Source organism: Pseudomonas sp. KB_12 (genome assembly GCF_052114545.1).
GTDB classification, from domain to species: Bacteria; Pseudomonadota; Gammaproteobacteria; order Pseudomonadales; family Pseudomonadaceae; genus Aquipseudomonas; species Aquipseudomonas brassicacearum.
In genome coordinates, this window is record NZ_JBFREY010000089.1 from 1 (window position 1) to 882 (window position 882).

The window sequence follows — 882 nt, forward strand, 5'->3', positions numbered from 1 at the left end:
GATGGACAGTCGCTACACCTGGGGCGAAGACGGCAGCGTCACGGTCCGGCACCTGGATGGCAGCCAGGAGGTGTATGTCCACGACGAGCGGGCGCGGCTGGTGCGCAAGGTCGAGCCCGACGGCGGCGAGCACCTCAAGGCCTACGACGAACAAGGCCGGTTGATCGCCGAACAGGACCCGCTGGGCGCCGTGACCGAATACCGCTACGACGACGTCGGACGGCTGGTGGCACTGCTTCCCCCGGACGAGGCGCCGACCTCCTACGAATACCGCAACGGTTTCCTGCACACTCGTTCGCGCGGCAAGGCCGTGTGGACCTACCGGCGCAATGCCCGCGGCGAGGTGATCGTCCTCGTCGACCCGGCCGGCCGGCGCACGGAATATGCCTACGACGCCCATGGGCAACTGCTGGCGACGTATGACCCGGATGGCGGTGAACATCGGTTCACCTGGAGTCGCCTGGGCCAACTGACCGAAGAGATCCTGCCCGACGGCAGTCGCCGGTGTTTTTCCTACGACGCCCTGGGGCGTTTACTCAGCCGTCAGGACGAACACGGCGCGCTCACGCACTACCAATGGGACGCCGTCGGCCGCCTGCTGCAGGTGACCTTGCCCAACGGTGCCACCCGGACCTGGCGCTACAACGCCTACGGCAAGGTCACCGCCGAGCGCGATGAACAGGGCCGTCTGACCCGCTATGAATACGCCGACGACCTGCACCTGGTCAGCCGCCGCCTGAACCCCGACGGCAGCGAGCTGAAGTACCGCTACGACTCGGCGCGGCTGTTGCTGACCGAAATCGAAAACGAATCCGGCGAAAAATATCAGCTGGACTACACGCCCAACGGTTTGATCCGACAGCAAGTCGGCTTCGACGGCCA

Annotated in this window: 1 pseudogene; it reads left to right on the plus strand. The window is 65.8% G+C overall.

Features of this window, described 5'->3' with window-relative positions:
- Positions 1-882 (plus strand): annotated as a pseudogene (locus AB4Z20_RS27980) (type IV secretion protein Rhs); the annotation flags it as partial.